The 26,767-nt window shown below is 68.7% G+C and carries 25 protein-coding genes and 1 pseudogene; 17 read left to right on the top strand and 9 right to left on the bottom strand.

The genetic code is table 11. The features are described 5' to 3' along the window. Position 1: 1 nt before the first annotated feature. The 4 genes from ABQE93_RS01445 to ABQE93_RS01430 form a co-directional block, all read right to left on the bottom strand. Positions 2-904, bottom strand: a complete 903-nt coding sequence (locus ABQE93_RS01445) for an aldose 1-epimerase (RefSeq protein WP_448405485.1) — start codon at positions 902-904, stop codon at positions 2-4. Positions 905-931: 27 nt separating this feature from the next. Continuing rightward, positions 932-1,993, bottom strand: a complete 1,062-nt coding sequence (locus ABQE93_RS01440) for an NAD(P)-dependent alcohol dehydrogenase (protein ID WP_448405484.1) — start codon at positions 1,991-1,993, stop codon at positions 932-934. 157 nt (positions 1,994-2,150) lie between these two features. After that, on the bottom strand, positions 2,151-3,317 hold the full coding sequence (locus ABQE93_RS01435; RefSeq protein WP_448405483.1) for an FAD-binding oxidoreductase: 1,167 nt from the start codon (positions 3,315-3,317) through the stop codon (positions 2,151-2,153). A 16-nt stretch (positions 3,318-3,333) separates the two neighbouring features. After that, positions 3,334-4,350, bottom strand: coding sequence for an ABC transporter permease (locus ABQE93_RS01430; protein WP_448405482.1), 1,017 nt, complete (start codon positions 4,348-4,350; stop codon positions 3,334-3,336). 101 nt (positions 4,351-4,451) lie between these two features. Between ABQE93_RS01430 and ABQE93_RS01425 the strand changes: the two genes are divergently transcribed. Continuing rightward, on the top strand, positions 4,452-5,066 hold the full coding sequence (locus tag ABQE93_RS01425; RefSeq protein ID WP_448405481.1) for a TetR/AcrR family transcriptional regulator: 615 nt from the start codon (positions 4,452-4,454) through the stop codon (positions 5,064-5,066). Here the strand turns inward: ABQE93_RS01425 and ABQE93_RS01420 are convergent. Continuing rightward, positions 5,061-5,711: a GAP family protein gene (locus ABQE93_RS01420; protein ID WP_448406480.1), complete on the bottom strand. Its 651-nt coding sequence runs from the start codon at positions 5,709-5,711 to the stop codon at positions 5,061-5,063. The genes ABQE93_RS01425 and ABQE93_RS01420 overlap by 6 nt on opposite strands. Before the next feature lie 30 nt (positions 5,712-5,741). Continuing rightward, positions 5,742-6,143, bottom strand: a complete 402-nt coding sequence (locus ABQE93_RS01415; RefSeq protein WP_448405480.1) for an Rv0361 family membrane protein — start codon at positions 6,141-6,143, stop codon at positions 5,742-5,744. 169 nt (positions 6,144-6,312) lie between these two features. Between ABQE93_RS01415 and clpB the strand changes: the two genes are divergently transcribed. The 7 genes from clpB to nhaA all read left to right on the top strand — a co-directional run bounded on the left by clpB (position 6,313) and on the right by nhaA (position 15,047). Next, positions 6,313-8,868: an ATP-dependent chaperone ClpB gene (gene clpB / locus ABQE93_RS01410; protein ID WP_448405479.1), complete on the top strand. Its 2,556-nt coding sequence runs from the start codon at positions 6,313-6,315 to the stop codon at positions 8,866-8,868. A 76-nt stretch (positions 8,869-8,944) separates the two neighbouring features. Further along, entirely contained in the window at positions 8,945-9,742 is a 798-nt protein-coding gene (gene ttfA, locus ABQE93_RS01405; RefSeq protein WP_448405478.1) for a trehalose monomycolate transport factor TtfA, read from the top strand. Positions 9,743-9,756: 14 nt separating this feature from the next. Further along, the gene (locus tag ABQE93_RS01400; RefSeq protein ID WP_448405476.1) at positions 9,757-10,545 is read left to right on the top strand and encodes an SDR family NAD(P)-dependent oxidoreductase; all 789 of its coding nucleotides are present in this window, start codon (positions 9,757-9,759) and stop codon (positions 10,543-10,545) included. Between the two features lie 12 nt (positions 10,546-10,557). Continuing rightward, positions 10,558-11,457, top strand: a complete 900-nt coding sequence (locus ABQE93_RS01395; protein ID WP_448405475.1) for a hypothetical protein — start codon at positions 10,558-10,560, stop codon at positions 11,455-11,457. Then, the gene (locus tag ABQE93_RS01390; RefSeq protein WP_448405474.1) at positions 11,450-12,091 is read left to right on the top strand and encodes a TrmH family RNA methyltransferase; all 642 of its coding nucleotides are present in this window, start codon (positions 11,450-11,452) and stop codon (positions 12,089-12,091) included. Before ABQE93_RS01395 ends, ABQE93_RS01390 begins: the two co-directional genes overlap by 8 nt. Before the next feature lie 14 nt (positions 12,092-12,105). Then, positions 12,106-13,206 (top strand): glycoside hydrolase family 76 protein, encoded by a 1,101-nt coding sequence (locus tag ABQE93_RS01385; RefSeq protein ID WP_448405472.1) that lies wholly within the window; start codon positions 12,106-12,108, stop codon positions 13,204-13,206. Next, the gene (nhaA, locus tag ABQE93_RS01380; protein WP_448405471.1) at positions 13,203-15,047 is read left to right on the top strand and encodes a Na+/H+ antiporter NhaA; all 1,845 of its coding nucleotides are present in this window, start codon (positions 13,203-13,205) and stop codon (positions 15,045-15,047) included. Before ABQE93_RS01385 ends, nhaA begins: the two co-directional genes overlap by 4 nt. Here the strand turns inward: nhaA and ABQE93_RS01375 are convergent. Then, a pseudogene (locus ABQE93_RS01375) lies at positions 15,044-16,020 on the bottom strand (LysR family transcriptional regulator). The gene nhaA and the pseudogene ABQE93_RS01375 overlap by 4 nt on opposite strands. A 137-nt stretch (positions 16,021-16,157) precedes the next feature. Between ABQE93_RS01375 and ABQE93_RS01370 the strand changes: the two are divergent. From ABQE93_RS01370 to ABQE93_RS01335, 8 genes are read left to right on the top strand one after another with little or no spacing between them, the layout of a single operon-like run. Further along, on the top strand, positions 16,158-17,030 hold the full coding sequence (locus ABQE93_RS01370) for an FAD binding domain-containing protein (protein ID WP_448405470.1): 873 nt from the start codon (positions 16,158-16,160) through the stop codon (positions 17,028-17,030). A gap of 19 nt (positions 17,031-17,049) precedes the next feature. Beyond that, complete coding sequence (locus ABQE93_RS01365; RefSeq protein WP_448405469.1) at positions 17,050-17,550, top strand: (2Fe-2S)-binding protein; 501 nt, start codon at positions 17,050-17,052, stop codon at positions 17,548-17,550. Next, the gene (locus tag ABQE93_RS01360; protein WP_448405468.1) at positions 17,547-19,949 is read left to right on the top strand and encodes an aerobic carbon-monoxide dehydrogenase large subunit; all 2,403 of its coding nucleotides are present in this window, start codon (positions 17,547-17,549) and stop codon (positions 19,947-19,949) included. The genes ABQE93_RS01365 and ABQE93_RS01360 overlap by 4 nt, the downstream gene beginning before the upstream one ends. An 8-nt stretch (positions 19,950-19,957) precedes the next feature. Then, complete coding sequence (locus ABQE93_RS01355; protein ID WP_448405467.1) at positions 19,958-20,734, top strand: XdhC family protein; 777 nt, start codon at positions 19,958-19,960, stop codon at positions 20,732-20,734. Further along, complete coding sequence (locus ABQE93_RS01350) at positions 20,716-21,312, top strand: nucleotidyltransferase family protein (protein WP_448405466.1); 597 nt, start codon at positions 20,716-20,718, stop codon at positions 21,310-21,312. Before ABQE93_RS01355 ends, ABQE93_RS01350 begins: the two co-directional genes overlap by 19 nt. Continuing rightward, entirely contained in the window at positions 21,309-22,196 is an 888-nt protein-coding gene (locus tag ABQE93_RS01345) for an AAA family ATPase (RefSeq protein WP_448405465.1), read from the top strand. The genes ABQE93_RS01350 and ABQE93_RS01345 overlap by 4 nt, the downstream gene beginning before the upstream one ends. A gap of 22 nt (positions 22,197-22,218) precedes the next feature. Next, positions 22,219-22,875, top strand: a complete 657-nt coding sequence (locus tag ABQE93_RS01340; protein WP_448405464.1) for an SRPBCC family protein — start codon at positions 22,219-22,221, stop codon at positions 22,873-22,875. A gap of 2 nt (positions 22,876-22,877) precedes the next feature. Then, on the top strand, positions 22,878-24,074 hold the full coding sequence (locus ABQE93_RS01335) for a vWA domain-containing protein (protein ID WP_448405463.1): 1,197 nt from the start codon (positions 22,878-22,880) through the stop codon (positions 24,072-24,074). On the opposite strand, the gene ABQE93_RS01330 is transcribed toward ABQE93_RS01335, so the two are convergent. Beyond that, on the bottom strand, positions 24,071-24,745 hold the full coding sequence (locus ABQE93_RS01330; RefSeq protein ID WP_448406479.1) for a VTT domain-containing protein: 675 nt from the start codon (positions 24,743-24,745) through the stop codon (positions 24,071-24,073). The genes ABQE93_RS01335 and ABQE93_RS01330 overlap by 4 nt on opposite strands. Positions 24,746-24,876: 131 nt before the next feature. Here ABQE93_RS01330 and ABQE93_RS01325 point away from each other — a divergent pair, with 131 nt between their 5' ends. Continuing rightward, positions 24,877-25,890 (top strand): alcohol dehydrogenase catalytic domain-containing protein, encoded by a 1,014-nt coding sequence (locus tag ABQE93_RS01325; RefSeq protein ID WP_448405462.1) that lies wholly within the window; start codon positions 24,877-24,879, stop codon positions 25,888-25,890. An 8-nt stretch (positions 25,891-25,898) separates the two neighbouring features. On the opposite strand, the gene ABQE93_RS01320 is transcribed toward ABQE93_RS01325, so the two are convergent. Beyond that, entirely contained in the window at positions 25,899-26,744 is an 846-nt protein-coding gene (locus ABQE93_RS01320) for an Rv0361 family membrane protein (protein ID WP_448405461.1), read from the bottom strand. Between the last annotated feature and the right edge of the window lie 23 nt (positions 26,745-26,767).

The following is a 26,767-nucleotide window of genomic DNA, read 5'->3' as shown; positions in this document are numbered from 1 at the left end:
GTCAACGCACGCTGATCGAGAACCGCAACGTCTCAGGCTTGCCAGGGACGGCACAGCGGTAGGTGCCGCGGCGGAGCGAGTCGGTCGGGGCGGCCATCGGTTCGAAGCAGACGACGTCGTCGCCGCCGGGCGCGAAGATCTGCGCCGCCGGGTAACCCGCCTCGAACCTGACGTCGATGCGATGGTCCCCGCCCGAAAGCGAGAACACCGCCCCGTCGGGCACGTCGTCGAAGCCGTCGTCGTACTCGACGCGGCCGAGCGGTTCGGTGCCGCCGTGCCACTCCTGATGTTCCCCGGTCGGAATGCCCCGCGAATCGATTGGCAACCGGCGCATGGTCGGGGTGGTCAGCCGCCACTGCTCGCGCGGTACTCCAGGAATCGTGAGATAGGGGTGGTAGCCGAAGCACAACGGCACCGGCGCCGACGTCGTCGCCATCACGGTGGTTTCGATGGTCAGCGTGCGCTCTTCGAGCGTGACGGTCTGGGACAGCACGTGCGGGAACGGGAACGACGCCAGCAGCCTGGGTTTGCCGCCGTAGTCGAGCACCGCCGTCAGCGAGTTTTCCGATCGGGCGGTGACCAGCCATCCCGAATAGGCGGCCAGCACGCCGTGGATCGGAGCGCCGTGTTCATCGGTGCGGACGCCACCGGCGCCGGGGGTCAAGGTGACGACGGCGTCGCTTACTTCATACGTGTTGGCGCTCAACCGGTTTGCCCACGGGTACAGCAGCGGAATGCCCATCGTCTTGCCGGATGTCACGTACGCGTCCAACCCGCGGCGCTGGCCGAGGAACTCATCATCCCCGTCGGCCAGCGAGGTGCCGACCATGCCGGCCGCCGGGACGAACGTCGCCGTCATCGACGATGCCGGATCCTTCAGCGCGACGCTCTCCAACTCGGCCATACCAGCCGATCCTGCCACCGGATGCGCTCAGTCGTAGACGATCACCGCGCGGCCGACGAAATCGCCGCGGCCCAGCGCCTCGATGTGGTCGTTGACATCCTCGAAACGGACCTGGGTCACCGAGTCCTTGATCTTGCCGGCCTCAGCGAGCGCAACCACCTCGGTCAGATCGCTGTAGTTCCCCCAGAACGAGCCGAACAATGTGTATTCGCGGCTGACCAGCGGGAACAACGGCATGTCGATGCGGTTGCCGACCAACCCGACCGTGGCGACCGCACCCTCGGTGGCCAGCAGCGCAAATGCCAGCCGGATGCTGTTCTCGGCTCCGGCGCATTCGATGACGGCGTCGAACTCGCGGCGGCCGGTGGCCGCTTCGAGCGCGTCGCGCACCTGATCATCGGACCGGTCGCCGATGTCGATGGCGTGATCTGCTCCGTTTTCCCTTGCCAACGCGAGCTTTCCGGGGTTACGCGCCAACGCGACCACCGTGGCCCCCGCGCCGAGCAGTTTCGCGTACTGCACGGCGTAGGCGCCGAGCCCGCCGACACCCATCACCGCCAGCGTGGTGCCCGGGCCCAGGACCCCGGCGGCGCGCAGCTTCTTAAGGCCGCGGTAGGGCGTCAGGCCGGCGTCGGTCAGTGGTGCCAGCGACAGGGCCGAGTGCGCACCGCTGACCTTGATCAGCTGTTGGTAGGCGACCGGGACGTATTCCTGGTAGCCACCGTGCGGTCCGAAGCCGATCCAGTGCCCCTGATTGCAGATGTGTTGGTTGCCGCGCTGACATTGGCGGCAGGAGCCGTCGCCCTGCGGGCCGAAGACCACCACATGGTCGCCCTCCGAGAGCCCCGCGGTGGCGGGAACGTCGGCGCCGAGCCGGTCGATGGTGCCCGCGATCTCGTGGCCCGGAGTCGCCGGTAGCGGCATATCCGTGCCGAAGTAGCCCTCGATGAGCTGAAAGTCGGTGCGGCACATGCCGGCACCGCCCACCTTGACCAGCACCTGGCCCGGCTCGATATCGGGTATCGGGATCTCTTCGAGCTTCAACGGTTGCCGGTACCCGTACATCCGTGCGGCGCGCATGGTCGGCATGGCTTCTCCTCAGCCCGAAAGATCTTGATCAGTGTAAAAGCAGGTGCGGCTTGGCGCTCGCCAATCTTCGGCGAGCAGACGCAAAGAGCCCCTTTTCGGGGCCAAATAGGGGCCCTTTGCGTCTGCTCGCGCGAAAAAAGTAGCCCCGCGCGCCACCTCAGTTGGAGAGCGGGTCGTGCTGAATCCGCTCGGCCGGTGCGCCTTTGGCGATCAGCGCGGCCTTGGTGGCCTCGACCATCTGCGGCCCGCCGCAGATCAGAATCTGGCGGTCGCCCCAGTTGCCGTATCTGGTCACCACGTCGGGCAGCCTGCCCGTCTGGCGCACGTGCAGCCCGCGGGGCGGGTTGACGTCGGGATACTGCGCCGCCCACGGCGGATCGACGTTGTATTCCGAGACCGGGGTCACCGACAGCCACGGATTCTGCGAAGCGATCTGCCACAGGGTGTGCAGGTCGTAGAGGTCGCAGGGGTAGCGCCCGCCGAAGAACAGATGGACCCGGGGGTTCACCCCCCACCGGGTCAGGTCCATGATCAGCGCCCGAAGCGGGGCCAGGCCGGAACTGCCGGCGACCATCAGCACGTCCCCGCCGTCGCGGTCGATGTGCAGGCCGCCGTGCGGGTTGGACAGCCGCCACCGGTCACCGGGTCGGGTCTCGCCGACGATCGCGGTGCTCACCATGCCGCCGGTGACCGAACGAATGTGGAACTCGATGCCCCCGCTGGGTTCGGCCGGAATCGACGGGCTCAGATACCGCCACCGCCGCGGCCACTGCGGCACCTGCACGGTGACGTACTGGCCGGGGTGGTAGGCCAGCGGTTGGTCCAGTTGCAGGCGCACCACCGAGACGTCACGGGTGGCGCGGATGTGCTCGATCACCGTGCCGTCGCAGTAGGGCGGGCCCTCCTCGGCCTCGGCCGCGCCCCGCATGACGCCGATGAAAAGCGCGACCGCGTCGTGGGTGGCCTCGGCCAGCCTGTCATCCCAGCGCTCGACGAGGTGATCGTGCAGCGACCTCAGCAGAGCACGTTGCATGCTGTCGTAATGTTGTTGTGTCACACCGTATTTGCGGTGATCGCGACCCAGCTGGGCCAGGAAGGCCACCGGCTCGTTGGCGCGTTGCGCGACGAGTTCACCGAACAACCAGGTCAACGCGTGCGCAAACACGGCACGCTGCTGGGCCATATCGGGCGGAAACAGGTCGCGCACCGACGGGTCGGAGGCGAACCAGTGGGTGTAGAACGCGGCGATCAGGGCGTCGGAGCCGCGCGCGGGATCGACGGCGTGGCGCAGCGTCTGCAGCGCGTCACGGTCGTCGAGTCCCACGCCGCCCGAGTGTAAGTCAGCTCGGCCCGTTGCTCCGCTGGCGCAGCGCGGCGACGACCATCAGCGCCGCACCGACCAGCACCCACAGGGTCAGAACGAGAACCGGCAGGGCCGCGCCCGCGCCGTCGAAGAATGCCGTCGAGCGCAGCAGGGTGGCGTTGGCACCCTGCGGCAACCACTGGCCCACTTCGCCCCAGCCGCTGGGCAACATCTCCGGTGCACTGTTGAGCCCGGACAGCGGGTTGCCGACCAGCACGGCCAGCAGCGCGCCGATGATCAGCCCGGCGCGGCCGAACACCGAGCCGAGCCCCAGCAGCGCCAGTCCCGCGGCGAGCACGCCCAGCGACAAGCCGGCGGTGACGCCCCAGAAGTTCTGGTCGATCGAGCCGAGCACGTAGCGCAGCAGCGCCGCGATCGTCACGCCGGATAGCGCGGCGAAGGCGACCATGGCCGCCATCCGCGTCCAGATCTCGTGTCGAAGCACCATGACCAGCGCGACCGCGGGCAGCAGCGCAGCCAACGTGAGCGGCAACGCCGAGGCGGCCAACCCGATACCGCGCGGATCGTCGGCGGTGGGCGGCGCGAGATCCTCGACCTGGACCTGCGTGCCGGTCTGTTTGGCGATGCCGTCGGCGATCTGGGTGAGCATTTGCGCGACGGCCGGGCTGGCGCCGGTGGCGATCAGCAGCCTTCGCCCGTCGGGGCCAAATGCCATGCCGCCGTAGATATCCCGACTTTCGATGGCGTCGCGCAGCGCCGCCTCGCCGGGGTAGTAGGTGACGGTGAAAGCGCCGGGTGCGCGCTGCTCGAGCATCGCTTCGACTTGCGGTGTCCCCAGTCCGGCGGCGGCCTGGGGGCCCGCCGCGCCGATCGGCACGTCGCGGGGTGCGGTGTTTACCGCGGGCAGCGCGAAGGCCAGCGCGACGATCGCGATCACGACGGTGAGCACCAGCACGATGCCGGTCGCGCGGATCGCCGCGGGCGGTTCGTGGCGGGTTGTGGAGGGCGAGGTGTCCAGCCGGGTTCCGGTCATGGTTCGCAACCTTTTCATCTGTCGTTGAATTACACCGTGCGCAGAGCGTAACCCTGCGTCGGCCAATATTTCAACATTTATTGAAATGTTAGTGTCGCGATATGCCGTCACCAGCCCGGACGCCCAAACGGCGGGGCCGCCGTCAGGGTGATCCGGTGTCGCGGGAGGCGGTGCTGGCGGCCGCCAAGAAGCGGTTCGCCACCGACGGTTACGACAAGACGACGCTGCGCGCGATCGCGCGGGACAGCCACGTCGATCCGGCGATGGTGCTGTACCTGTTCGGGTCGAAGGCCGACCTGTTCCGCGAGTCGTTGCGGTTGATCGTCGATCCCGACGTGCTGGTGGCCGCGCTCACCGGCGGGCCCGACGGCGACCCCGACATCGGCACCCGGCTGGTGCGCGCATACCTGCGGATCTGGGCCGAACCCGACACCGGTTCGAGCATGGTGGCGATGCTGCAGTCGGCCACCTCCAACAGCGACGCGTATGAGGCGTTCCGCGCGTTCATGCAGAACTTCGTGCTGACCGCGGTTTCCGGGGCGCTCGGCGGGGACGAGGACGCGCGGCTGCGCGCGATGCTGGCCGCCAGCCAGCTCGTGGGTATGGCGATGCTGCGGTACGTGATGAAGGTGGGGCCGTTGGCGGCCCTGCCCGACGACGAGGTGGTGCGGTTGATCGCGCCGACGGTGACGCGGTATCTCACCGATGAGCTATAGGTGCGAAATCCCCTTGTACAGCACCATGAGCCCGATCACGACGAGGATCACCGCCATCAGGACCGCGTGCTGTTGCTCCATCCAGTCCTTCAGCCGCGCCAGGGCGTTGTCGAGGCGTTTCCCGGATACGGCATAGCCGAGAATCGGTATCACCACCGACGACGCGGCGACCACCACGAACCACACCACGGCCGCCCAGACGCTCGATCGGCCCATGCCCGCCGAGCCGATCGCCAGACCCGCTGCGGCGCAGATGAACAACACCTTGGGGTTGACGACGGTCAGGGCCAGCGCGGTACCGCCGGCACGGGCCGGGGTCAGCTTGCTCAAGCTCTGCATCCAGCGCGGCATGTGCGCGGACTTCTTACGCATCGACCACCGGTAGATACCGAAGCAGATCAGCGCGACGCCGACGACGATGCGCAGCCATGAGGCCCAGCCCGGAGGTTCGCGGTCCAGGCCGCCGAGCAGGCTGGAGACCGCGAGGAAGGCCGTCGTCAGGGCGGCGATGCCGATCACCCAGCCGGCCAGAAACGCCAGCCCGGTCGGGCGCGGGCGCGCAGTGTGCAGGACCAACACCGCCGGGATGATCGACAGCGGAGACAGCGCCACGACGAGCGCCAACGGGATCAGTTCGGTGAGCACCGATACCAGCACGGACTACCTTTCGTTGAGCTAAACGGCCTCGACGGCGTGATATCGGCAGGCCTTCCACTGTGCGCCCTCGCGGACGAACTCGACGGCCAGTGTCTCAGTGTGGTGGGCCGCCTCGAAGCGCACGTTGGCCATCGCCGACGTCGCCGGATCGCCCGCCACCGATACCGATCCGACGCTGATGCGCGTCGGCCCGTCGACGCGCCTGCTGGAATACCAGGCCGGCTCGAAACCGTCGTCGTCGCGCATCGCAGCGCACACATACGTGGCGAACGCATCGAAGTCGAAACGGTTATACGAGTCGTTCATCCCGTTGAGGACCGCGCGGACCTGTTCCTTGTCGGTGGCCGCCGCGGCGGGGCCGGGCGAGCACACCAGGCCGACGGCCGCCAGGGCCGTCACCGCCCCCAGCATTCGCACCATCTGTCAAGGTTCGCCGACGCGGGCGCGCGGATCGGGATGTCGCCACCGGCGTGTTGCCGATCGGGATGCGCGGCCACGGAAAAATTGTCAGACTTGAGCGGAACAGACTCAACCTTGACTGCGTTGTAGATCACGACAACGCTTTTCTTTGGATGAAACGGAGGTAGTCGTGGACTCGTTTAACCCGACGACCAAAACCCAGGCGGCGCTGACGTCGGCGTTGCAGGCGGCGACCGCCGCAGGCAACCCGCAGATCGCGCCCGAACACCTGCTGATGGCATTGCTGACGCAGAACGACGGCATTGCCGCCCCGCTGTTGGAGGCTGTCGGAGTTGAACCCGCGACGATCCGGGCGGAGACCCAGCGGTTGCTCGACCGGTTGCCCAGCGCCACCGGTGCGGCCACCCAGCCGCAGCTTTCGCCGCAGTCACTGTCCGCGATCACCGCCGCGCAGCACCTGGCCACCGAGATGGACGACGAATACGTCTCGACCGAGCACCTGCTCGTCGGCCTGGCAACCGGCGACAGTGACACAGCCAAGCTGCTGACCGGCCACGGCGCCTCACCGCAGGCGCTGCGCGACGCGTTCACCAAGGTGCGCGGCAGCGCGCGGGTGACCAGCGCCGACCCGGAGGGCACCTACCAGGCGCTGGAGAAGTACTCCGCCGACCTGACCGCCCGCGCCAGGGAAGGCAAGCTGGACCCGGTCATCGGCCGCGACAACGAGATTCGTCGCGTCGTGCAGGTGCTGAGCCGCCGCACCAAGAACAACCCGGTGCTCATCGGTGAACCCGGCGTCGGCAAGACCGCGATTGTGGAGGGCCTGGCCCAGCGGATCGTGGCCGGTGACGTGCCGGAGAGCCTGCGCGACAAGACCGTCGTCAGCCTCGACCTGGGCTCGATGGTCGCGGGATCGAAGTACCGCGGCGAGTTCGAGGAACGGCTCAAGGCCGTGCTCGACGAGATCAAGGACTCGGCGGGCCAGATCATCACGTTCATCGACGAACTGCACACCATTGTCGGCGCCGGCGCGACCGGCGAGGGCTCGATGGACGCGGGCAACATGATCAAACCGATGCTGGCGCGCGGCGAGCTGCGGCTGGTCGGCGCGACCACGCTCGACGAGTACCGCAAGTACATCGAGAAGGACGCCGCGCTGGAGCGCCGCTTCCAGCAGGTGTTCGTCGGCGAACCGTCGGTGGAGGACACCATCGGCATCCTGCGTGGTCTTAAGGACCGCTACGAGGTGCACCACGGTGTGCGGATCACCGACTCCGCGCTGGTGTCGGCTGCCACCCTCTCGGATCGCTACATCTCCGCGCGGTTCCTGCCCGATAAGGCCATCGACCTGGTCGACGAGGCCGCGTCGCGGCTGCGGATGGAGATCGACTCGCGACCCGTCGAGATCGACGAGGTCGAACGCCTGGTCCGGCGCCTGGAGATCGAGGAGATGGCGCTGGCCCGCGAAGACACAGTGGAAGACGTCGCTACGCGAGAGCGGCTGGAGAAGCTGCGCGCCGAGTTGGCCGACTACAAGGAGAAGCTCGCCGAGCTGACCACCCGCTGGCAGAACGAGAAGAACGCCATCGACGTGGTCCGCGAGCTCAAGGAACAGCTCGAGTCGATGCGTGGCGAGGCCGACCGTGCCGAACGCGACGGCAACCTGGAACGGGCCGCCGAACTGCGCTACGGCCGGATCCCCGAGGTCGAGAAGAAGCTCGACGCGGCATTGCCGCACGCCGAGGCGCGCGAAGATGTGATGCTCAAGGAGGAGGTCGGACCCGACGACATCGCCGAGGTGGTGTCGGCGTGGACCGGTATTCCGGCCGGCCGGATGCTCGAGGGCGAGACCGCCAAGCTGCTGCGGATGGAAGACGAGCTGGGTAAACGGGTCGTCGGGCAACGGAAGGCGGTGACTGCCGTCAGCGATGCGGTGCGGCGCGCCCGTGCCGGAGTCGCCGACCCGAACCGGCCCACGGGGTCGTTCATGTTCCTGGGCCCGACGGGCGTCGGGAAGACCGAGCTGGCCAAGGCGCTGGCGGAGTTCCTGTTCGACGACGAACGCGCGATGGTCCGCATCGACATGAGCGAGTACGGCGAGAAGCACTCGGTGGCTCGGCTGGTCGGTGCGCCGCCGGGCTACATCGGCTATGACCAGGGCGGACAGCTGACCGAGGCGGTGCGCAGGCGGCCGTACACGGTGATCCTGTTCGACGAGATCGAAAAGGCCCACCCCGACGTGTTCGACGTGCTGCTCGCCGTGCTCGACGAGGGCCGGTTGACCGACGGTCAGGGCCGCACGGTCGACTTCCGCAACACCATCTTGATCCTGACGTCGAACCTGGGTGCCGGCGGCACCGAGGAGCAGGTGATGGCCGCGGTGCGCTCGGCGTTCAAACCCGAGTTCATCAACCGGCTCGACGACGTGATCGTCTTCGACGGGCTCAACCCCGAGGAGTTGGTCCACATCGTCGACATCCAGCTGGCACAGCTGGCCAAGCGCCTCGAGCAGCGTCGCCTGACGCTGGAAGTGTCGGCGCCCGCCAAGAAGTGGTTGGCCCACCGCGGGTTCGACCCGCAGTACGGCGCCCGCCCGCTGCGCAGGCTGATCCAGCAGGCGATCGGTGACCAGCTGGCCAAGCTGCTGCTGGCCGGGACCGTGCACGACGGCGACGTGGTGCCGGTCAACGTCAGCCCCGACGGCGACAAGCTGGTCCTGGGCTGACCACTGGGCAGCTGAGATGAGCCTGTGACCAATCCGAGTTCGGGATTTGGCGGCTCCTGCAAGTAGGCTGAGCGTAATGGTGCCGCTTTGGTTCACGCTGTCCGCACTCTGTTTCGTGGGTGCGGCGGTGCTGCTGTACGTCGACATCGATCGTCGACGCGGGCTGGGCCGACGACGCAAGTCGTGGGCCAAGTCGCACGGGTTCGACTACGAGCACGAATCCTCCGACATCCTCAAACGCTGGAAGCGCGGCGTGATGTCGACGGTCGGCGACGTGAGCGCCAAGAACGTCGTGCTCGGCCAGATCCGCGGTGAAGCGGTGTTCATCTTCGACCTCGAAGACGTCGCGACGGTGATCGCGCTGCACCGCAAGGTGGGCACCAACGTCGTCGTCGACCTGCGGCTCAAGGGAATCGCCGAGCCGCGGGAGAACGACATCTGGCTGCTGGGGGCCATCGGCCCGCGGATGGTCTACTCGACGAACCTCGACGCCGCCCGGCGCGCATGTGACCGGCGAATGGTGACGTTCGCCCACACCGCCCCCGACAGCGCCGAGATCATGTGGAACGAGGAGCACTGGACGCTGGTCTCCATGCCGGTGACGTCCACCCGCGCCCAGTGGGACGAGGGTCTGCGCACGGTGCGCCAGTTCAACGACCTGCTGCGGGTGCTGCCGCCGACGCCGCAGCCCGGCGCGCAGGCCGCGCCGGCCCGGCGTAACGCGGCACCGAGCCGTCCGCTGGTGCCGGGCCGCGCAGAGCCGCCCGAGCGCGCCGACATGGGCCCCTACCCGCAGCGGCCGGCGCCGCCCCAGGGCGTCCGCCGCCCGCCGCAGGCGCGCAATGGACGGCAGTCACCGCACTACCAGCGGTAAGTACCCTCTTAGGCATGTCACGCCCTGTCGCGCTGATCACCGGACCGACGGCCGGCCTTGGTGAGGGGTTCGCGCGCCGGTACGCGCTCGACGGCTACGACCTGGTGTTGGTCGCCAGGGACGCCGCGCGCCTCGAACGCCTGGCCGCCGAACTGCGCAGCGAGGCCGGCGCGGACGTCGAAGTGATCGTCGCCGACCTCGCCGAAGCCACCGACCGGGCCAAGGTCGCCGACCGGCTGACCGCCGGGGTGCAGGTGCTGGTCAACAACGCGGGGTTCGGTACCTCCGGCGAGTTCTGGACCGCCGACTACGCGCTGCTGCAGTCCCAGCTCGACGTCAACGTCACCGCGGTCATGCAGCTCACCCACGCCGCGTTGCCCCCGATGCTGGTCGCCCACGAGGGCACCGTGATCAACGTCGCCAGCGTCGCCGGGTTGCTGCCCGGGCGCGGTTCGACGTACTCGGCGTCGAAGGCCTGGGTGGTCGCGTTTTCCGAGGGGCTGGCCAACGGGCTGGGCGGCACCGGCGTCGGTGTCTATGCGCTGTGCCCGGGGTTCATCCGCACCGAGTTCCACGAGCGCGCAGGCATCGAGATGAGCGGCACCCCGTCGATTCTGTGGCTGCAGGTCGACGACGTGGTGCGCGAGACGATGGCGCACGTGCGCAAGGACACCAAGAAGACCGCCGTCGTGATCGTTCCCGGGCTGCAGTACAAGGTGCTCACCACCGGAGGGCGCCTCATACCGCGCAGGCTGGTGCGGGCCATGACGAAAGTTGTTGGCCGTGGCCGGAACAGAACCTAGATCCGGACATACGTGCGCGCGCTGATCGCGACGCTGGCCGCGGTTGTCGTCGTCGCGGCCCCGGCGTGCTCCACCGACGACCCGCTTGAATCTCCCTACGCCGCGCAGACCGCCGCCGTCGGGGAATCGCTTGCGGTGCTGGGCTGGAACATGTCGGTGTCCAACCTGCGCGTCGAGGGCGACCATGTGCTGATCGACGTCGACGCCGCACCCGCGCAGCCCGACGCCCCGCACGCCAAGCCCGAGGACATCAGGTTCGGCCTTTACGGTGCGTTGGCCCACCCGATCGAAGCCAATGCCATCGGCGGCTGTCGCGACGTGACAAACCTTGCGCTGAAGCCGGTCTCGGAAGCCACGCCGGACCGGATGTCGGGCACCGTGTGCCTGGGCCCGCACCGCGACCTGGTGCAGGTGCGCGGGGTGTATGTGTACTCGCCGCAGGACCGCATCGCCGGCACGACGACGGCCCATCCGGCGGCGTTCCCGGTCGGGTTGCCACCGACGAAGGACAACGAGACCGGTCTGTCGATCCAGACCACGAGCCTCGACGCATTCCGCGCCGACGGGGCGATGCTCGGCCCGAACGCGCTCGGTGACCCCGACGCGTTCCAAGGCGGGGGCTACATGCTGCTCGGCCTCGAGATCAGCGGTCTGGCAGAGCAATACCGCGAAGCTTCGCAGCGCCGGGGCGGCCCGACGATGATCGTCGTGTCGCCGACGCTGCCGGCGCCGGGTATGAGCCACGCGTGCGACGTCTACGGCGCCTCGGTGCTGGTGCTGCCCGACGCCTCGCGCGACGCGGTGCAGGTCCGCGTATCGCTGTGTTCACAGGGCGAGATCAACCAGGCCCTGCTGTACAGCACCGTTTCGGTGATCGGTACCCATGCCGGGCTGTGGACCGCCGATGGATGAGCCCGGCCCGACCGAATGGGGTTCGGGCCCCGGCGTCGGACCGTGGCAGGCCCCGCCGCCCGACGACCCGCGCTACGACCCGGCGCTGCTGCGCGACGGCGACACCCGCAATGTCGTTGACGCCTACCGCTATTGGACCCGCGAAGCGATCATCGCCGACATCGACACCAGACGGCACCCGCTGCACATCGCGATCGAGAACTTCGGCAACGACGCCAACATCGGCGCCGTCGTACGCACCGCCAACGCGTTCGCCGTCGACACCGTGCACATCGTCGGGCGGCGCCGCTGGAACCGGCGCGGCGCCATGGTGACCGACCGCTATCAGCGGCTGCGCCACCACGACACCACCGCGGCGCTGCTGGCGTTCGCCGCCGAGGCCGGGTTGACCGTCGTCGCCGTCGACAACGTGGCGGGCGCCGCACGCATCGAACACACCGCGCTGCCGCGGCAGTGCCTGATGATCTTCGGCCAGGAGGGGCCCGGTATCACCGACGACGCCAAGACCGGCGCGGCCCTCACCGTGTCGATCGCGCAGTTCGGCTCCACCCGCAGCATCAACGCCGCCGTCGCCGCGGGTATCGCGATGCACACCTGGATCACCCAACACGGGGACATTTCCACGGCCTGGTAGGGCAGGATCGACACATGGATCAGGTATGGGCCAACCGCGCAGCCAGCGCCGAAGCCGCGATCGAGAAACGACACCTGAGAAAGCTGTGGGGGCTGCCCGGCACCCAACTCGGCGTGGTGGCCTGGCCCGCATCGCGCAACCACAGATGGTTCGGCACCTGGCACTACTGGTGGCAGGCGCATCTGCTCGACAACCTGGTCGACGCGCAGGTCCGCGACCCCTCGCCCGAGCGGGAGAAGGCGATCCGCAACCAGATCCGGGGGCTGTGGCTGCGCAACACCGGCTGGGTCAACGACTACTACGACGACATGGCGTGGCTGGCGCTGGCCCTGGAGCGCGCCGGGCGCCTGGCCGGCGTCGAATACCCCAAGGCGCTGAAGAAGCTGGCCGAACAGTTCGTCAACGCGTGGGTGCCCGAGGACGGTGGCGGCATCCCGTGGCGCAAACAGGACCAGTTCTTCAACGCCCCCGCCAACGGGCCGGCCGGCATCTTCCTGGCCCGCTACGACGACCGGCTGCGGCGCGCACAGCAGATGGCCGACTGGCTCGACGAGACCCTGATCGACCCGGAGACCCACCTGGTGTTCGACGGCATCAAGGCCGGCTCGCTGGTGCGCGCCCAGTACACCTACTGCCAGGGCGTCGTGCTCGGCCTGGAAACCGAGCTTGCCGTGCGCACCGAGGACCCCGCCCACGCCCCGCGGGTGCATCGGCTCGTCAACGCCGTCAAGGACCACATGGCACCGGGCGGGGTGATCCGCGGCGCAGGCGGCGGCGACGGCGGGCTGTTCAACGGAATTTTGGCCCGCTACCTCGCGTTGGTCGTCACCATGCTGCCGCAAAATGACCCGCAGGACGCCGCGGCGCGCGACACCGCCCGCGCACTGGTGCTGGACTCCGCGCAGGCCGCCTGGGACAACCGCCAAACCGTCGACGGTCTGCCGCTGTTTCCCGCTTTCTGGGACCGCGTCGCCGAAATACCCACGGCCGCAAGCGAAGAAGCGCAGTTCGTGGCGGGTGCCGTCAACCCCTCCGAGGTGGCCGAACGCGACCTTTCGGTGCAGCTGGCCGGCTGGATGTTGATGGAAGCCGCGCACGCCGCCTCCCAAACGTGAGCGCCGAATCGGCACCGCGGATCGTCCGCCTGCTGCCCACGCGGCTGCGCCGCGACGGCAAGGCGTCACGCACCGGTGAGAACACCGCGGCGGCCCTGCTGCTGGCGTTCACGCTCATCGCGATCCTCTGGGCGAATTCGCCGTGGGACCACAGCTATTGGGCATTTTTGGACACCCATGTCGGGTTCACGTTCGGGACAAGCACCTACGAGCTGACCGTCAAGCATCTGGTCAACGACGGCCTGATGACGTTCTTCTTCTTCATCGTCGGCCTCGAGGTCACCCGCGAGTTCACGATCGGCGAGCTCACCGACCGCTCGCGGGCGGCGGTGCCCGTCGTCGCCGCCATCGCCGGGCTGGTGCTGCCCGCGCTCATCTTCGTCCTGATCAACTCGTCGGGGGAGAACGCGCACGCGTGGGGCGTGGTGATCTCCACCGACACCGCGTTTCTGGTCGGTGCGCTGGCCATCATCAAACCCAAGTTCCCCGGCCGGCTGCGGATCTTCCTGCTGACCCTGGCGGTGGTCGACGACGTCGGCGCGCTGATCGTCATCGCGCTGTTCTACTCCGACCGCATCGACGTGGTACCGCTGGCGTTGGCGGTGGCGCTGATCGTGGCGATCGCGCTGGTGCGGTACCTGCCGAAGGCCCGCGGCCCGGCGTACGCCGTGCTGGGGTTCGCGCTGTGGGTGGCGTTGGCCGCCGCGGGCATTCATCCAACCCTGGCCGGTGTCGCGGTCGCGCTGCTGATCCCGGTCTTCACCCCCGAACGTCAAAGCGTCGAGCAGGCCATCGAGGTGATCCGCGCGTTCCGGCAGTCGCCGAACTCGCAGTACGCGCGCACCGCGGCGCGCCGGTTGCGCGAGTCGATCTCGATCAACGAGCGACTGCAGACCGACTTCGGGCCGGCCGTATCGTATTTCGTGCTGCCGCTGTTCGCGTTGGTCAACGCCGGGGTGCACCTGGACGCCGAGAGCCTCGCCGAGGCGTTCCGGTCGTCGTTGACATGGGGCATCATCGCCGGCCTCGTGCTCGGCAAGTTCATCGGCATCACCGCCGCGACGTGGTTCATGCAGCGCAGCCGCTACGGGCAGTTGGCGCCCGGGCTGACCGTCACGCGGCTGGCCGGCGGCGCCGCGCTGTCCGGAATCGGGTTCACCATCTCGCTTTTCATCGTCGACATCGCGATCGCCGATCCCGGCCGCCAGGACCAGGCCCGCATCGGTGTGCTGGCCGCCTCCCTGCTGGCGTTCGCCCTCGGCTGGGCGATATTCCGGGTCACCGACTGGCGCAGCCCGCCAGAACCCGTCGGGCTCAAGATGATTCGACCGATCGATCCTGACCGCGACCACATCCGCGGCAACCCCGACGCCCCGCTGAGCCTGGTCGAGTACGGCGACTTCGAATGCCCGTTCTGCAGCCGCACCACCGGCGCCATCGACGAGGTGCTCACCCATTTCGGCGACCGGCTCTGCTACGTGTGGCGCCACCTGCCGCTGGAGCGGGCGCATCCGCGGGCGTTCGACGCCGCCAGGGCCAGCGAGGCCGCCGCGCTTCAGGACAAGTTCTGGGAGATGGGCCACGAGCTGTTCGGACACCAGGACGACCTGGAGTGGTCGGACATGTACCGCTACGCGGTGGCCGCCGGCTGCGACATCGAGCAGTTCGACCAGGACGTGCGCGTGCAACCGTCGAAGGTGCTGCACCGGGTGACCGACGACGCGCAGGACGCCGAGGAGATGGACCTCAACGCCACGCCGACGTTTTTCGTCAACGGCAAGCGCCACAAGGGCCCGTGGGACGCCGCCAGCCTGATCCGCGCGTTGGAGGCGGCCCGCTAGCTCCAGAGCGTGACGTGGATCTTGGGCCGAAACCGCCGCACGCCCACCCGGCGCCCCGCAGCATCGCCTGGGTGCACCGCGGTGTGGTGATGAACCGGAGCAACTCGGAGGCGGCGGGCTGGCGCGCCGCGGGCGACAACGTCATCGCGCACCACTCGCCGGGCCGCTGCAGCCGCGGACCCTTGACGTGCACGAGCCGGCCCGCGGCCAGGTCCTTACCCACGGCGAAACCGATCGCCAGGCTGACACCCCCGACGTGCGCGACCTCCTCCAATGCGGCGGCGTCGCTTTGGAAGATCCGCTGTTGTCCCTCCGGAATCGCCAAATCCTCGAGCATCAAGGCGATCTCACCGTCGACACTGCCCGCCGACGGGCCGAGCATCCACTGCTGTTCGTGCAGCGCCGAAAGCGGCGGCGGCGCATCGGCGAACGCCGCCAGCGGGTTGTTGGGCGCTGTCACGGTCAGGATCTGGTAGTTGAGAAACGGCCGCAGGACGATCGACCCGTCGTCGAGGCCGCCGACGTCGTCGGCGATGCGGCCCAGGGCGATGTCCACGGCCCGGGAGGCGATCAGTTCCCGGAACCGGCTCGTCGGGTGCACGCTCAGCTCCACCGAGAGGTCCTTGGCGCGCGCCGAGAACAGCTCGATCAGGCCGGGCGCCGCGTGTTCGGCGAACGCACTGGACGCCGCGATGCGCAGCAGCCGCCGACCGTGAGCGGCCTCGGTGACCTCGATCGCCGTCTGCTGCTGCAGGCCGAGGATCTCCACGGCCCGGCTGGCGAGCCGCAGACCGCCGGGGGTGAACGCCAGACCCGCAGACGTCCGGGTGAACAACGGGTCGTCGAGTTCCTTGCGCAACTGCGCGACGTGCATGGAGATCCCGGCGTCGGATACGCCGAGTTCCTCGGCGGCCGCGTGCACCGAACCCAACCGCACGACCGCCGAGAACGCACGAAGCTGAGCCGGGGTCACGACGGAAGACTACGTCGGTGATCGCCCGAGCGGACCGAAGTCGACGAGCTAGTTAAGCGATCGCTTAACTCGCGGTTGACGCCCTGGTCAACGGCACCCACACTAGGGGCCCAGCCCAAACCTGTGAGGACAATCACATGCAGGTCCCCGGACCATTCGAATACGAACGCGCCACCAGCGTCAGTCACGCCGTCGGGCTCCTGGACCGCCTCGGAGACGGGGCGATGGTGGTCGCAGGAGGCCACAGCCTGTTGCCGATGATGAAGCTGCGCATCGCCAACCCCGAGTACCTCGTCGACATCAACGACCTGGCGGGCGAGCTCGGCTACATCGAGGTGGAACCGAGCCGGGTGCGCGTCGGCGCGATGACGCGGCACCGGCAGGCCCTGGAGTCCGACGAGCTCGCCGCGGTGTGCCCGATCTTCCGGGACGCCGAGAAGGTGATCGCCGACCCGGTGGTCCGCAACCGCGGCACCGTCGGCGGCTCCCTGTGCCAGGCCGATCCCGCCGAGGATCTGACGACCGTGTGCACCGTGCTCGACGCGGTGTGCGTGGCCCGCGGCCCGGCGGGGGAGCGGGAGATTCCCATCGACGACTTTCTGGCCGGGCCGTATGAGACCGCGCTGGCCCACAACGAACTGCTCACCGAGGTCCGCATCCCGCTGCGCAGGCACAGCTCCAGCGCCTACGCGAAGGTCGAGCGTCGCGTCGGGGACTGGGCGGTCGCCGCCGCCGGCGCCGCGGTGACGCTGGACGGTGACACGCTGGCCGCCGCCCGGCTCGGGCTGACCGCGGTCAACAGCGACCCGGCCGCGCTGGCCGCCGTCGGCGCGGGCCTGGCCGGGCGACCGGCCACCGAGGAGACGTTCACCGAGGCGGGCCGCGACGCCGCGCAGGCCTGCGACCCGGTCAGCGATATGCGCGGCAGCGCGGAGTACAAGCGCCACCTCGCCTCCGAACTCATCATCCGAACGTTGCGCACCGCGGTGGCGCGGGCGCGAAACAACTGAAGGCCGAAGGGGTCTGAGAATGCAAGTGAACATGACCGTCAACGGCGAACCAGTGGCCGCCGAGGTCGAGCCCCGCACGCTGCTCGTGCATTTCCTACGAGATCAGTTGCGGCTCACCGGAACCCATTGGGGTTGCGATACCAGCAACTGCGGCACCTGTGTCGTCGAGATGGACGGCGAGCCGGTCAAGTCGTGCACGGTGCTCGCCGCGATGGCCAGCGGGCGCGCCATCCGCACCGTGGAGGGCCTGGAAGTCGACGGCCAACTCGATCCCGTGCAGGAGGGCTTCATGCAGTGCCACGGGCTGCAGTGCGGTTTCTGCACCCCCGGGATGATGATCACGGCGCGTGCCCTGCTCGACAAGGATCCCGACCCCGACGAGGAGACCATCCGCGAGGCCATCTCCGGACAGATCTGCCGCTGCACTGGTTACACGACGATCGTGCGGTCCATTCAGTGGGCCGCGCAAGCACGACGTGACGCGACAGAACCCGCGACAGAAGAGGCGGCCAACGCATGACCACCACCGAAGTACGCCCCGAGGGGCGGCCGGACGACGCCGTCGACAACGACCAGAAGCCGTGCGGACACGGCCGGATGCTGCGCAAGGAGGATCCCCGCTTCATCAGGGGCCGCGGACAATACGTCGACGACGTGGCGCTGCCCGGGATGCTGCACCTGGCGATCCTGCGCTCACCGTATGCGCACGCCCGCATCGTCGGCATCGATACCACTGCGGCACAAGCACATCCGAAGGTCAAGGCCGTGGTCACCGGCGCCGACCTGGCCGCCAAGGGGTTGGCGTGGATGCCGACGTTGTCCAACGACGTGCAGGCCGTGCTGGCCACCGACAAGGTGCGCTTCCAGGGTCAGGAGGTGGCCTTCGTGGTCGCCGAGGACCACTACGCCGCGCGCGACGCGCTCGAGCTCATCGACGTCGACTACGACCCCGTCGACCCCGTCATCGACGCACGACGGGCCCTCGACCCCGACGCCCCCGTGATCCGCACCGATCTGGAGGGCAAGACCGACAACCACTGCTTTGACTGGGAAACCGGCGACGCCGCCGCCACCGAAGCCGCGTTCGCCAAGGCCGACGTCGTCGTCAAACAGGAAATCGTCTATCCGCGTGTGCATCCGGCGCCGATGGAAACCTGCGGCGCGGTCGCCGATCTGGACCCGGTCAGCGGCAAGCTGACCCTGTGGTCGACCACCCAGGCCCCGCACGCGCACCGCACCCTGTACGCGTTGGTCGCCGGGCTGCCCGAACACAAAATCCGGGTCATCGCCCCCGACATCGGCGGCGGGTTCGGCAACAAGGTGCCGATTTACCCGGGTTACGTGTGCGCGATCGTCGGCTCGCTGCTGTTGGGCAAGCCGGTCAAGTGGATGGAGGACCGCAGCGAGAACCTGACGTCCACCGGGTTCGCCCGCGACTACGTCATGCTCGGCGAGATCGCCGCCACCAACGACGGCAAGATCCTGGCGATCCGGTCCAACGTGCTGGCCGACCACGGCGCGTTCAACGGCACCGCGGCCCCGGTGAAGTATCCGGCCGGGTTTTTCGGGGTGTTCACCGGCAGCTACGACATCGAGGCCGCGTACTGCCATATGACCGCGGTGTACACGAACAAGGCGCCCGGCGGGGTGGCCTATGCCTGTTCGTTCCGCATCACCGAGGCGGTCTACCTCGTCGAGCGGTTGGTGGACTGTCTGGCCTACGAGCTCAAGATGGATCCCGCGCAACTGCGGTTGGCCAACCTGCTCAAACCCGACCAGTTCCCGTACAAATCCAAGACCGGATGGGTCTACGACTCCGGCGACTACGAGACCACGATGCGCCTGGCCATGGAGATGGTCGACTACGACGGGTTGCGCGCCGAACAGAAGGAGAAGCGCGAGCGCGGCGAGCTGATGGGCATCGGGATGTCGTTCTTCACCGAGGCCGTGGGCGCAGGCCCGCGCAAGGACATGGACATCCTCGGTCTGGGCATGGCCGACGGCTGCGAGCTGCGGGTGCATCCCACCGGTAAAGCCGTTGTGCGGCTGTCGGTTCAGACCCAGGGGCAAGGCCACGAGACGACGTTCGCCCAGATCGTCGCCGAGGAACTCGGCATCCCGCCCGACGATATCGACGTGGTGCACGGCGACACCGACCAGACCCCGTTCGGGCTGGGCACTTACGGCAGCCGGTCCACACCGGTGTCGGGTGCGGCGGCCGCCCTGGTGGCACGCAAGGTCCGCGACAAGGCCAAGATCATCGCCGCGGGGATGCTCGAGGCCAGCGTCGCCGATCTGGAATGGGACAAGGGCACTTTCCGGGTCAAAGGCGACCCGTCGGCCTCGGTCACCATCGCCGACATCGCGATGCGCGCCCACGGCGCAGGCGACCTGCCCGAGGGGCTCGAGGGCGGCCTCGACGCGTCGATCTGCTACAACCCCGAGAACCTCACGTACCCGTACGGCGCGTACTTCTGTGTCGTCGACATCGACCCGGGCACCGCGGTGGTCAAGGTGCGACGGTTCCTCGCCGTCGACGACTGCGGCACCCGCATCAACCCGATGATCATCGAGGGGCAGGTGCACGGCGGCATCGTCGACGGGATCGGCATGGCGCTGATGGAGATGATCGCCTTCGACGAGGAGGGCAACTGTCTCGGTGGATCGTTGATGGACTACCTGATCCCCACCGCCGTCGAGGTGCCCAACCTGGAGACCGGCCACACCGTGACGCCGTCGCCGCACCACCCGATCGGCGCCAAGGGAGTCGGCGAGTCGGCCACCGTCGGCTCACCGCCTGCGGTGGTCAACGCGGTGCTGGATGCGTTGGCGCCGTTCGGGGTTCGCCACGCCGACATGCCGCTGACCCCGTCGCGGGTGTGGGAGGCGATGCAGGGCCGGGCACAACCGCCGATCTAGGAGCTGACATGACGATCACCGAACGCGTCGCCCAGTTGCGGCACGCACGGACACCGTTCGTGCACGCCACCGTGGTGCGTGCCCAACAACCCGCGTCGGCGCACGCGGGCGATGAGGCGATCCTGTTGTCCGACGGCACGATCGAGGGGTTTGTCGGAGGCCACTGCGCGCAGAACTCGGTGCGCAAGGCGGCGCTGGGCGCGTTGCAGGCCGGTGAGAGCGTGTTGCTGCGGGTGTTGCCCGACGGCGACGTGCACTATCCGGACGCTCCCGGCGCGTGTGTCGTCGTCAACCCGTGTCTGTCGGGCGGGGCGCTGGAGATCTTCCTGGCGCCCCAGGTGCCCCCGCCCCTGGTCCGGGTCTGCGGCGCCACCCCGATCGCCGATGCGCTGGCCGAGATGTGCACGCTCCTGGGCTACGACGTCGCCCGCGACGACGACGGCGATTTCGCCCGCGCCACCGCGGTCGTCATCGCCACCCACGGGGGCCCGGAAGCCGACACGATCCGCGCGGCGCTCGATGCCGGCGCGGGATACGTCGGGTTGGTGGCCAGCAAGGTCCGCGGCCAGGCGATCGTCGACGAACTCGACCTGACCGATGCGCAGCGTAAACGTGTACACACCCCGGTGGGCCTGCCGATCGGCGCGAGGACACCGGCGGAGATCGCGGTGTCGATTCTGGCCGAGGTCATCCGGGGCATCCGCGTCGACGGCCTCACCGCCGCCCGCGCCGCGGCGAGCACACCCGAGACGCCGAGAGAGGAAGCATGCCACGGTCACCGGTGACGGGAATTGTCCTGGCGGCGGGCTCATCTCGCCGGCTGGGTGGTACGCCTAAGCAGTTGTTGAAACTCGGTGACACCACCCTGCTGGGCGCCTCCCTCGCGGTCGCCAGAAGCTGTCCGTTCGACCAGCTCATCGTCACCCTCGGCGGCGCGGCGGACGCGGTGCGCAAGGCGGTGTTCCTCGACGGCATCGATATCGTGATCGCCGACGACCCGGCATCGGGTTGTTCCTCGTCGCTGCGCACCGCGTTGCCGTGGGTGGACCCGCGCGCCGAGGGCATCGTGCTGATGCTCGGCGACCAACCGGGCGTCGCGCGTGAGACGGTGACCGAACTCATCGCGGCGGGCCGGCGGGCCCCGATCGCGGTGTGCCGGTATGCTGACGGCATCGGCCATCCGTTCTGGTTGAGCCGCAAAGTGTTTGGCGATCTCGCCGAATTGCACGGGGACAAGGGTGTGTGGCGGATGATCGAGTCCGGTCGGTACGACGTGCGGCACGTCGACATCGACGAGGCGATACCGCTGGACGTCGACACCTGGGACGACTACGAGCGCCTGCTCGCATCGGTGGCGCGATGACTCGATCATCGGCACTGTTCGCCGATGTCGACGACGTCATCCGTCGCTTCGACTCCCACGACTACCTGCTGGACACCGGTACCGCGTCGGCGATCTATCTGGCGGTCACGCTGGGACGTCCGCTGCTGCTGGAGGGTGAAGCCGGGGTCGGCAAGACGACCGCGGCCAAAGTCCTTGCCGCGGTTTCGGGTTCACCGCTGCTGCGGCTGCAGTGCTATGAGGGGCTGACCGCCGCCGAGGCGCTCTACGACTGGAACTATCAGCGTCAGCTGCTGTCGATCCGGTTGGCCGAAGCCCGCGGCGACGGGATCGACGAATCCGATCTGTACACCGAGGCGTATTTGGTCGACCGGCCGATCCTGCAGTGCGTCCGGTACCGCGGACCCGGCGCGCCGATCCTGCTGATCGACGAGATCGACCGAGCCGACGACGAATTCGAGGCGCTGCTGCTGGAGTTCCTCGGCGAAGCCGCCGTCACCGTGCCGGAGCTGGGCACTTTTGTCGCCGAGCAACCGCCGGTCGTGGTGCTCACCTCCAACCGCAGCCGAGATCTGCACGACGCATTGCGCCGACGGTGCCTGTACCACTGGATCGACTACCCCGACCCGGTCCGGGCTGCCGATATCGTGCGTCGCACCGTCCCCGGCGCGGACGCCCCGCTGATCGAGCACGCCGCCCAGTTCGTCGGCGCGGCACGACAACTCGACCTCGACAAGCCTCCGGGCATCGCCGAGACGATCGACTGGGTCGCGGCGTTGGTCGCGCTCGGGGTGAGCGACCTGGTGGCCGCCGACAGCCAACGAGGCCTGGCCAGCCTGGGCGCGTTGGCTAAGACCCCCGACGACTACGCGCTGATCAAGGACGCGTTCGCCGAATACCGCTGAAAAAACCGAGAGGAAATACTTGATGAAGATCGCTAACGAGTTCACCGTCAGTGTCCCCGTCGAAGATGCCTGGAAGCTGCTCAACGACCTCGAGCAGATCATCCCGCTCATGCCGGGGGCCCAGATGACCGGCCGCGACGGTGAGGACGTGCTGGGCAAGGTCAAGGTGAAGGTCGGCCCGGTGACCAGTGAGTTCAGTGGCAAGGTGCATTTCGTCGAACAGAACTCCGAGGAGTACCGCGCGGTCATCGACGCCAAGGGCAAGGAGGCCCGCGGCACCGGCAATGCCGCCGCCACCGTCGTCGCCCAGTTGCACGGCGAAGGCGACCGCACCCGCGTCAACGTCGACACCGATTTGAAAGTGGTCGGCAAGCTGGCCCAGTTCGGAAGCAGTATGCTGCAACAGGTTTCGGAGAAGCTGCTCGGCCAGTTCGTCGAGGCGCTCGAGGAGAAGCTGGCCGCCGACCGGGCGGCCGCGCTGCCGGCACCCGAACACGACGGCGCCGCATCGGTGACCCCGCTGCCGCAACCCGCCGCCGCCAAGCCGCAATCGGAAGCCATCGACCTGCTCGAACTGGCCGGTGGGGGAGCGTTGAAGAAATACGCGCCTGCGGTGCTGGGCGCCCTGCTGGCCGCGGTTGTCGTGTTGACGCTCGCGCGAAAGGCCCGGCGCGCGTAACGATGACGACACCGTATCTGCTGCGCGGCGTCGACATCGCCTCCTTCGCCGTCGCGATGGTGGATCGGTTACACAGCGGCGGTGTGGCGGTCTCCGCCAGCGGCCCAACGGGATTCGTCGAGGTGCTGCGACACCGATGGCCCGCCACCCGAACGCAGCTGTACTGGGCGGCGCGGCTGACCCTGGTTAACCGAGTCGAGGACATCGCGCCGTTCGACGCGGTGTTCGACAGGGTGTTCGCCGACGCCGTACTCGGCGTCGACCCGCCCGGGCTCAAACGCAGCCTCGGCACCACCGTCGCCACCGAAGCAGGCGTACCCGGCCGCGCGGACGTCGTCGCTGAAGGCGGGCTGCCGTGGAGCACCAGGCCCGCATCGGTGACGGCGACCGACCCGCACGACGGCGATCTCGGCGTCCCCGACACCCTGCCCAGCCGGATCGTGGCATGCGCCGACGAACCGTTCGACAGCTTCGACCCCGACGAGCTTCGGCTGCTGGGCCGGTGGCTTGAACAGTCCGCCGTGCGCTGGCCGCAGCGCCGCACCATGCGTCGCGAACCGCATCGCTCCGGCAAACGCATCGACCTGCGGGCGACCATGAAACAGTCGCGCGAGACAGGCTGGGAGACGATGCGGGTCGCGCGCACCCGGGCCCGTGCACACCCGCGTCGCGTCGTGCTGCTGTGCGACGTCAGCCGCTCAATGCAGCCCTACGCCACCATCTATCTGCACCTGATGCGCGCTGCGGCGTTGCGGCACAGCGGAATTCGACCCGAGGTGTTCGCGTTCTCCACATCGCTGACCCGGCTCACCGCGGCGCTTTCCCACCGTTCCGCGGAGGTCGCGCTGGCCAAGGCCAACGCCAAGGTCACGGACCGATACGGCGGAACGCGCGTCGGCCACTGCGTGGGGGAACTGTTGTCGGCGCCGCACGGCAACGCGCTGCGCGGCGCGGTGGTGATCATCGCCTCAGACGGGTGGGACAGCGACCCGCCCGAGGTGCTCGACCGGGCGTTGGCGCGGCTGCGTCGACGCGCCCAGACGCTGGTGTGGCTCAACCCGCGCGCCGCGCACCCGGACTTTCGACCGCTGGCCGCATCGATGGCCGCCGCGATGCCGTACTGCGATCACTTCCTGCCGGCGCACTCACTAACCGGGCTGAAGGAATTGTTCGCCGTGCTCGCCGACCAGACGGGCTAGGGCTGCTCGATGACCGGCTGGACGGCCAGACCCGCGCGCTTGGCGGCCCGGCGCCGCTTGTACCACTCATAGACCATCGGCAGCACCGACAGCACCACGATCGCGAGCACGATCGGTTCCAGCAGCTGCTGCACGGCCTCGAACCGGCCGAGCCAGTAGCCGAGCAACGTAAGCCCGACCCCCCACACGACGGCGCCCAGGATGTTGAAGAACGCGAACGCCGGATAGTTCATCCGCGCGGCACCGGCGGTCAGCGGCGCCAGCGTCCGCACGATCGGCACGAACCGGGCGATCACGATCGCGAACGGCCCGCGGTGCTCGAAGAAGACGTGGGCCTCGTCCAGGTATTTCTGCTTGAGGAACCGCGCATCGGGTTTGAACATCGCCGTGCCCACGTTGCGCCCGATCCAGTAGCCGACCTGACCGCCGAGGATCGCGGCGATCGGAATGAACACCAGCAGCTGCCACAGCTGGAAGTTGATGGTCTGGCCGCCCTCTTCGGCCAGCGCGGCCGTGCCTGCGGCGAGCATTCCGGCCACAAACAGCAGCGAATCCCCCGGCAGGATCGGGAACAGCACCCCCGACTCGACGAAGATCACGACCAGCAGGCCCACCAGCGCCCAGGTACCGAAGTACCCGAGCAGCGTCATCGGGTCCAGAAAGTCCGGCATGAGCGCCAGCTGGTCACTCGCCGCCAAAAAAGCCGTTGTGGTCACAACGCCCCAAGATACCGTCGCCCGCGCCGATCCAGGAAAACGTCGTCGGCGGGCGCGCGCGCGTCGACGCCACTACTGTTTCGAATATGCCGACGCACAGAGCCGTCCTCGTGGAATCCGCCGGGGCGCCCCTAGTGCTCAGCGACGTCGAGACGACGTCGCCGCCGCGTGATCACGTGCGCATCGCCGTCGCGGCGTGCGGGGTGTGCGGCACCGACCACGGCATCGTCAACGGCGCCTTTCCGGGGATGACATGGCCGATCACGCCGGGGCACGAGCTCAGCGGCACGATCGCCGAACTCGGCGACGGTGTCGACACTTTCGCGGTCGGCGACCGGGTCGCGGTCGGCTGGTTCGGCGGCAACTGCAACAAGTGCGTGCCGTGCCGCAAAGGCCAGTTCATGCAGTGCGTGCGGATGCAGGTGCCGAGCTGGCACTACCCGGGCGGATATGCCGAGTCGGCTGTCGTACCGGTGACCGCGCTGGCCCGCATCCCCGACGAGCTGTCCTTCGCCGAGGCAGGACCGATGGGCTGCGCGGGCGTGACCACCTTCAATGCGCTGCGACGCACCGCGGCGCGGCCCGGTGACCTTGTCGCGGTCGTCGGCGTCGGCGGGCTCGGACATCTCGGGGTGCAGTGGGCCAGGGCGATGGGCTTTGAGACGGTCGCGGTCGCCCGTGGCCCCGACAAAGCCGACGACGCCCGCACCCTCGGTGCGCACCACTACATCGATTCCACCGCCGAGGACGTCGCGGCGGCGCTTCAGGCGCTCGGCGGCGCGACCGTGGTGTTGGCGACCGCGGCGAACTCGGCGGCGATCGGCCAGGCCGTCGGCGGTCTGGGCCCGGAGGGCGATCTGGTGGTCGTCGGCGTGTCACCCGATCCGCTGCCGATCACCCCCGGGGAGTTGATCATGGCCGGGCGGCGTGTCACCGGGCACCCGTCGGGCACGTCGCGCGACGTGGAGGAGACCATGCGCTTCGCCGTGCAGACGGGGGTGCGGGCCTGGATCGAGGAGCGGCCGCTGGCCGAGGCCGCCGAGGCGTACGCCGCGATGGAGGCCGGCCGGGCCCGCTACCGCGTGGTCCTCACCATGTGATTTGGGCGCTAAGCCTGGGGGGCCTGGCAGATCTTCCACTGGTCGTCGCGGAACTGCAGGTCGAAACTGCGGGTCGAGCGGGTCTGCGGGGCGAACGCCATGAACGTGGTGACGTTGGCCTCGGCGTGGTCGCCGTTGATCACCACCTCGTCGATGCTGGCCACCACCGGGTACTGCTTGGCGGCCGCGACGCGGGCGTGGGTCTCGGCCCACGCCTGATCGTTGTACTTGACGTAGCTGTCGCGGGTGGCGCCGCAGGTGATGCTGCGCAGGGTGGCCAGGTCGCCGTTCTGGATCGCGATGTCGAAGTTCTGGATCGTCGAGCGAACCTGCTCCTCCTGCGACACCCTCGACTCCGAACCGCGCGTCAGCAGCACGGTGCCGAGGATGGCGACCGCCACCAACGCCGCGATCACCAGGACCACCGCGATCACCCAGCCCCAGCTGCGGCGGTTCTGCGGTGGCTTGGGCTCCTCGCCGCGAGGCGGAATCACCTGTGGTGCAACGGGTTTCTGCGGTGGCGGCGCGCCGGGCGGCGGCGAGAACACCTCGGTGGCTGGATCGTGTGGGGTGTCGATCTGCTGGGTGGAGCCGGCGTCGAAGCCCGACGGCGCGGTGAACCGGCGCTCGCCCGGTTGGCTCACCGGAGCCTGCTCGGTGTTGGCCTCGGCCTGCGAGATCACCTCGGTGGCCGGTTCGTGATCGGGATCCGGGGGCGGCAGCACCTCGGTGGCCGCGTCGGACTCGTGGCGCGCGTCATCGCCGGATTCGGTCGAATCCACGCGGTCGGCGTCGTCGGCGGCGGTCTCGTCGACCTCGTCATCTGGCTGGTCGGGCCCTGATGGGTTCGGCATCCGTGCTGCATTCCTCCCTTACG

This window comes from Mycolicibacterium sp. XJ662, from assembly GCF_053484035.1.
Note: the sequence above shows the minus strand (reverse complement) of the source record. Positions and strands in the feature narration are given on the sequence as shown.

What these genes read in the sequence shown, in the direction of transcription:
- ABQE93_RS01445 (WP_448405485.1), bottom strand. Translation starts at nt 904, where the DNA reads ATGGCCGAGTTGGAGAGCGTCGCGCTGAAGGATCCGGCATCGTCGATG.
- ABQE93_RS01440 (WP_448405484.1), bottom strand. Translation starts at nt 1,993, where the DNA reads ATGCCGACCATGCGCGCCGCACGGATGTACGGGTACCGGCAACCGTTG.
- ABQE93_RS01430 (WP_448405482.1), bottom strand. Translation starts at nt 4,350, where the DNA reads ATGACCGGAACCCGGCTGGACACCTCGCCCTCCACAACCCGCCACGAA.
- ABQE93_RS01425 (WP_448405481.1), top strand. Translation starts at nt 4,452, where the DNA reads ATGCCGTCACCAGCCCGGACGCCCAAACGGCGGGGCCGCCGTCAGGGT.
- ABQE93_RS01415 (WP_448405480.1), bottom strand. Translation starts at nt 6,143, where the DNA reads ATGGTGCGAATGCTGGGGGCGGTGACGGCCCTGGCGGCCGTCGGCCTG.
- ttfA (WP_448405478.1), top strand. Translation starts at nt 8,945, where the DNA reads ATGGTGCCGCTTTGGTTCACGCTGTCCGCACTCTGTTTCGTGGGTGCG.
- ABQE93_RS01400 (WP_448405476.1), top strand. Translation starts at nt 9,757, where the DNA reads ATGTCACGCCCTGTCGCGCTGATCACCGGACCGACGGCCGGCCTTGGT.
- ABQE93_RS01390 (WP_448405474.1), top strand. Translation starts at nt 11,450, where the DNA reads ATGGATGAGCCCGGCCCGACCGAATGGGGTTCGGGCCCCGGCGTCGGA.
- ABQE93_RS01385 (WP_448405472.1), top strand. Translation starts at nt 12,106, where the DNA reads ATGGATCAGGTATGGGCCAACCGCGCAGCCAGCGCCGAAGCCGCGATC.
- ABQE93_RS01370 (WP_448405470.1), top strand. Translation starts at nt 16,158, where the DNA reads ATGCAGGTCCCCGGACCATTCGAATACGAACGCGCCACCAGCGTCAGT.
- ABQE93_RS01365 (WP_448405469.1), top strand. Translation starts at nt 17,050, where the DNA reads ATGCAAGTGAACATGACCGTCAACGGCGAACCAGTGGCCGCCGAGGTC.
- ABQE93_RS01360 (WP_448405468.1), top strand. Translation starts at nt 17,547, where the DNA reads ATGACCACCACCGAAGTACGCCCCGAGGGGCGGCCGGACGACGCCGTC.
- ABQE93_RS01355 (WP_448405467.1), top strand. Translation starts at nt 19,958, where the DNA reads ATGACGATCACCGAACGCGTCGCCCAGTTGCGGCACGCACGGACACCG.
- ABQE93_RS01350 (WP_448405466.1), top strand. Translation starts at nt 20,716, where the DNA reads ATGCCACGGTCACCGGTGACGGGAATTGTCCTGGCGGCGGGCTCATCT.
- ABQE93_RS01345 (WP_448405465.1), top strand. Translation starts at nt 21,309, where the DNA reads ATGACTCGATCATCGGCACTGTTCGCCGATGTCGACGACGTCATCCGT.
- ABQE93_RS01340 (WP_448405464.1), top strand. Translation starts at nt 22,219, where the DNA reads ATGAAGATCGCTAACGAGTTCACCGTCAGTGTCCCCGTCGAAGATGCC.
- ABQE93_RS01335 (WP_448405463.1), top strand. Translation starts at nt 22,878, where the DNA reads ATGACGACACCGTATCTGCTGCGCGGCGTCGACATCGCCTCCTTCGCC.
- ABQE93_RS01330 (WP_448406479.1), bottom strand. Translation starts at nt 24,745, where the DNA reads ATGCCGGACTTTCTGGACCCGATGACGCTGCTCGGGTACTTCGGTACC.
- ABQE93_RS01325 (WP_448405462.1), top strand. Translation starts at nt 24,877, where the DNA reads ATGCCGACGCACAGAGCCGTCCTCGTGGAATCCGCCGGGGCGCCCCTA.
- ABQE93_RS01320 (WP_448405461.1), bottom strand. Translation starts at nt 26,744, where the DNA reads ATGCCGAACCCATCAGGGCCCGACCAGCCAGATGACGAGGTCGACGAG.